This is a genomic window from Asaccharospora irregularis DSM 2635, assembly GCF_900129815.1.
Taxonomy (GTDB): Bacteria; Bacillota; Clostridia; order Peptostreptococcales; family Peptostreptococcaceae; genus Asaccharospora; species Asaccharospora irregularis.
The window spans coordinates 1-4,027 of the sequence record NZ_FQWX01000064.1; the positions used below are offsets into that span (position 1 = coordinate 1).

The following is a 4,027-nucleotide window of genomic DNA, read 5'->3' on the forward strand; positions in this document are numbered from 1 at the left end:
TATCCCTATAGAATTACCGCTAGATATTTCGCCTTCAACTAAGTGCTTCTTAAGTATTTTATAAACTAAATTGTCGCCCAATCTTATTACCCCCTAATTATAAATTTATCTACCTAAAATTTTCATATAATCACTCATCAAATTTTAATATAAACGTGACTTCAAATTTAAGATCTTAATTGTTATTTAGAAGGTCATGATATATTTGAACGATTTCCTTATCAAATAAAGTTCTCTTCATTCTAACTGAAACAGATCTAACTTCCTCTAACAATCTATTTGCCATATCTGTAGACAAATCAATATCATATTCTTCGAATTTGTTTACTAGAGCAGCTTTTCCAGAGTGTTTGCCTATTACAATTTGTCTTTCAAGACCAACTTCACTCGGGTCAAAGGCTTCGTAATTTTTAGGATTTTTTATGGCTCCATCTGCATGTATCCCTGACTCATGTTTGAACATATTACTTCCTACTATCGCTTTCCAAGCAGGCAATTCTCTCCCAGATGCATTTGAAACATATTCTGATAATTCCTTGAACTTTCTAGTATCTATATTTAACTGATATCCATAAACATGTTTAAGAGACATAAGTACCTCCTCAAGTGCAGCATTCCCAGCTCTCTCTCCCAAACCATTCACTGTGACTCCGATATGACTAGCTCCTCCAATAACACCTGCAATAGCATTGGCTGTTGCCAAACCAAAATCATTGTGAGTATGCATTTCTATATCAAAATTCGTTTTTTCAAATAATTTTTTTATTGTATTTTCTATTCTAAATGGTTCCATAACTCCCACAGTATCACAATATCTAAATCTATCAGCTCCTGCCTGTTTTGCTGCTTCTATAAACTCAATTAAAAAGTCTATATCTGCTCTAGATGCATCTTCTCCATTTACTGATACATATAGTCCATTCTTTTTTGCAAACTCTACAGACTTAACCATATTCTCTAAAACCCATCCCCTAGATGTTCTCAACTTGTTTTGAATGTGTATATCTGAAACTGATATAGAGACTGCTACTGCGTCAACTCCACAATCTATAGATTGTTCTATATCTCCTATAACAGCTCTATTCCAAGCCATAATACTAGATTTTAAGTTTCTTTTACATATAGACTTAATAGCCTCTTTTTCATCTCCACCCATAGCTGGTATACCTACCTCTAATTGATTAATACCTAAATCACTAAGCATTTGGGCTATTATTACCTTTTCGTGGTTAGCAAATACTACTCCTGCTGTTTGTTCACCATCCCTAAGTGTTGTATCAACTATTTTTATCTCCTTAGACTTAACTTTATCAACTACACACATACCTATGTCCCCCTTAAATTAATTTATATTTTTTCAATGCTTTTCATAATTAATTGTTTTTTGAAGTTTATTTTTGCAATATTTCATTTTAATATTTCATTTTTGTTTTTTGATTCTTAGAATTTCCCTTACAATGTATTATATTACTTATTCTTGATATATGCACTATATTTTTTGATTTTTTTAAAATTCATTTAAAAATGAAATATTTTTTTTATTAATTTCACTTTTACCTGTAAATTATATAATTAATAAATATAATAACTTTAAATTTTAAGTTTTTAGGATGTAAAATTCTCAAATTTGAATAATCTGTTATATATCTGCAAGTTTTGTACAATATTAATTAGTAATAATATATTTGTTATGATATTATTAATTAGTCATAGTATTATTATGAAAATAAATGATAGTAATGAGAGGTAATAAATCATGAATTTTAGAAAATTAGGAATAGACGAAGATATAGTAAATATACTAAATAAATTAGGGATAAACGAACCAACTCCGATACAAGAAGAAAGTATACCTCTTATAAAGGATGGTAAAGACGTAATTGGAGAGGCTCAAACAGGTACAGGCAAAACGCTGGCTTTTTTACTTCCGATTTTTGAAAATATATCTCCAAAAATAAACTCAGTACAAGCCTTGATTCTTTCTCCCACAAGAGAGCTTGCCCTTCAGATATTTGAGGAAGCTAATAAGTTAAATGTAGCAAAAAATATAAATATATTGGCTGCTTATGGTGGAAAGGATATAAATGCTCAAATAAAAAAATTAAAAGGAAATATCCAGCTTATAATTGCAACTCCTGGTAGACTTTTAGATCACCTAGACAGAAAAACTGTTGACCTTAGTAAAATTAAAACTTTTGTACTCGATGAAGCTGATCAAATGCTACTTTTAGGGTTTAAAAATGAAATTGAAACTATACTAAAAGAAGTGCCTAAAAAGCGCCAAACACTGTGTTTCTCTGCAACATTAAATCCACAGGTTAAGAAGCTGGCATATAGATACATGCTAAATCCTTCTATAGTTACAATAAAAAATGAAAAGATAACACTTGACTCTATTAAGCAAGATGTTGTAGAAACTACAGATCGAAAAAAACAAGATGCACTATGTGCTGTTTTAGATCAGGATAATCCATTCATGGCGATAATCTTTTGTAGAACCAAAAGAAGGGTGGACAACCTAGAAATTGCCCTTGCACAACGAGGTTATAACTGCCAAAAGATACATAGCGATATTCCTCAAGGAAAACGTGAAAAGATAATGAAATCTTTTAGAAATGCAGATATACAGTATCTAATAGCAACTGATGTTGCATCTAGAGGTCTTGACATTGAAGGTGTTACACATATATATAACTTTGATATACCTGAAACACCAGAAGACTATATCCACCGTATTGGAAGAACTGGTCGCGCAGGTGAAAAAGGATACACTTGTATGTTCGTATCTCCAAAAAATGAAAATACTCTAAAGGATATAGAGGATTCAATAGACTTTAGTATACCTAGAAGAGAAATTTAGTAAAAATAAAGGGAGCCCCGCTTGGCAAATTAATATTGCCTATGCGATGCTCCTTTTTATTTCAACTTATTAAAATATATATTTCTTATTCTGGAACAATCATTACAATACATTTTGCTTGTTTGACTACACTAGCTGTTACTGAACCTATTATTCTAGTCAGACCTTTTTTAGTAGATTTAGTCATAACTATAATGTCTATTTCTTGCTCCTTAGATCTTCTTACTATTTCATCTGCTGCATATCCAAAAGTAAAATGTGTACTTACATTGTACCCTTCCATTATTTCAGCTGCATTATCTAGTATTCTCATTCCAATTTTTTCAGAATTTTTTATTTCATCTGCCAATGATATACCATCAATAAATACTAATTCTTTTACGTTCATAATTTCTATTTCAACTGAATCTTTAGAGAATATACTCTTTATGAACTCTAAAGAGTGCATACTTCTTTCTGTTCCATCAATAGGTATTAGTACTTTTCTTTTATTCATACAGCATCTCCCCTTTTAATTAATTAAAGATTCCCTCGAGGCAAACAATTTCCTCTTGTTGGATTAATTCTATAACATTTGGATATTAGTGTCAATAAACTATTTTGTAATTTTCGCTATATATATCTTTATTTTATTAGAGTCTTGCAAAGATTTATTAGATTTTGTTCAAACTTTATATCATCTTCTCTTTGTCTTTTTTTAGGTCCTTTAACCCTTCCTCTAGAATTTCTTATCTTACTGGATATATGTCTTGAAAGTAACAACTGATCGATATTATCGTTATTATAAATTAGTCCATTTTGATTTATTGCATTACCCATTTTCGCTAAAACCATAGTTGCAAGCCCATAGTCTTGAGTAACCACAATATCTCCTTTTTCAACTCTATTTACCAGTTCAAAATCTACAGAATCTTTTCCTTTTGGCATTAAAATCGTGTTAGCACCTTCTTTATTTATGCTATGAGAGGTATCACAAATTAGTGTTACATCTATATTAAACATCTTAGCAACCTTTATAGATATATCCACTACAGGACATCCATCGGCATCTATTAGCATTTTCATCTTATCTCCCCCTTGTATAATGTAGTTGTAACATTTGATAGAAAACTTTCTAATAATCTAACGAACATTAACAACTTTTCTTAATTTTTAAATTTGTATAAA

Annotated in this window: 4 protein-coding genes; 1 reads left to right on the plus strand and 3 read right to left on the minus strand. The window is 30.3% G+C overall.

Annotation, left to right across the window (positions count from 1 at the left end; translation table 11 throughout):
• Positions 1-175: 175 nt before the first annotated feature.
• Complete coding sequence (gene nifV / locus BUB34_RS12735; protein WP_073127823.1) at positions 176-1,324, minus strand: homocitrate synthase; 1,149 nt, start codon at positions 1,322-1,324, stop codon at positions 176-178.
• Positions 1,325-1,756: 432 nt separating this feature from the next.
• Between nifV and BUB34_RS12740 the strand changes: the two genes are divergently transcribed.
• Positions 1,757-2,860 carry a DEAD/DEAH box helicase gene (locus BUB34_RS12740; protein WP_073127825.1) on the plus strand — a complete coding sequence of 368 codons (1,104 nt, stop codon included), beginning with the start codon at positions 1,757-1,759 and terminating at the stop codon, positions 2,858-2,860.
• 85 nt (positions 2,861-2,945) lie between these two features.
• On the opposite strand, the gene BUB34_RS12745 is transcribed toward BUB34_RS12740, so the two are convergent.
• Positions 2,946-3,356, minus strand: a complete 411-nt coding sequence (locus tag BUB34_RS12745) for a universal stress protein (RefSeq protein ID WP_073127827.1) — start codon at positions 3,354-3,356, stop codon at positions 2,946-2,948.
• Between the two features lie 128 nt (positions 3,357-3,484).
• Positions 3,485-3,925: a YaiI/YqxD family protein gene (locus BUB34_RS12750; protein WP_073127830.1), complete on the minus strand. Its 441-nt coding sequence runs from the start codon at positions 3,923-3,925 to the stop codon at positions 3,485-3,487.
• Positions 3,926-4,027: the final 102 nt, after the last annotated feature.

Bases quoted from the DNA above. Each gene is read 5' to 3' on its own strand.
- nifV (WP_073127823.1), bottom strand. From the start codon at position 1,324: ATGTGTGTAGTTGATAAAGTTAAGTCTAAGGAGATAAAAATAGTTGAT.
- BUB34_RS12740 (WP_073127825.1), top strand. From the start codon at position 1,757: ATGAATTTTAGAAAATTAGGAATAGACGAAGATATAGTAAATATACTA.
- BUB34_RS12745 (WP_073127827.1), bottom strand. From the start codon at position 3,356: ATGAATAAAAGAAAAGTACTAATACCTATTGATGGAACAGAAAGAAGT.
- BUB34_RS12750 (WP_073127830.1), bottom strand. From the start codon at position 3,925: ATGAAAATGCTAATAGATGCCGATGGATGTCCTGTAGTGGATATATCT.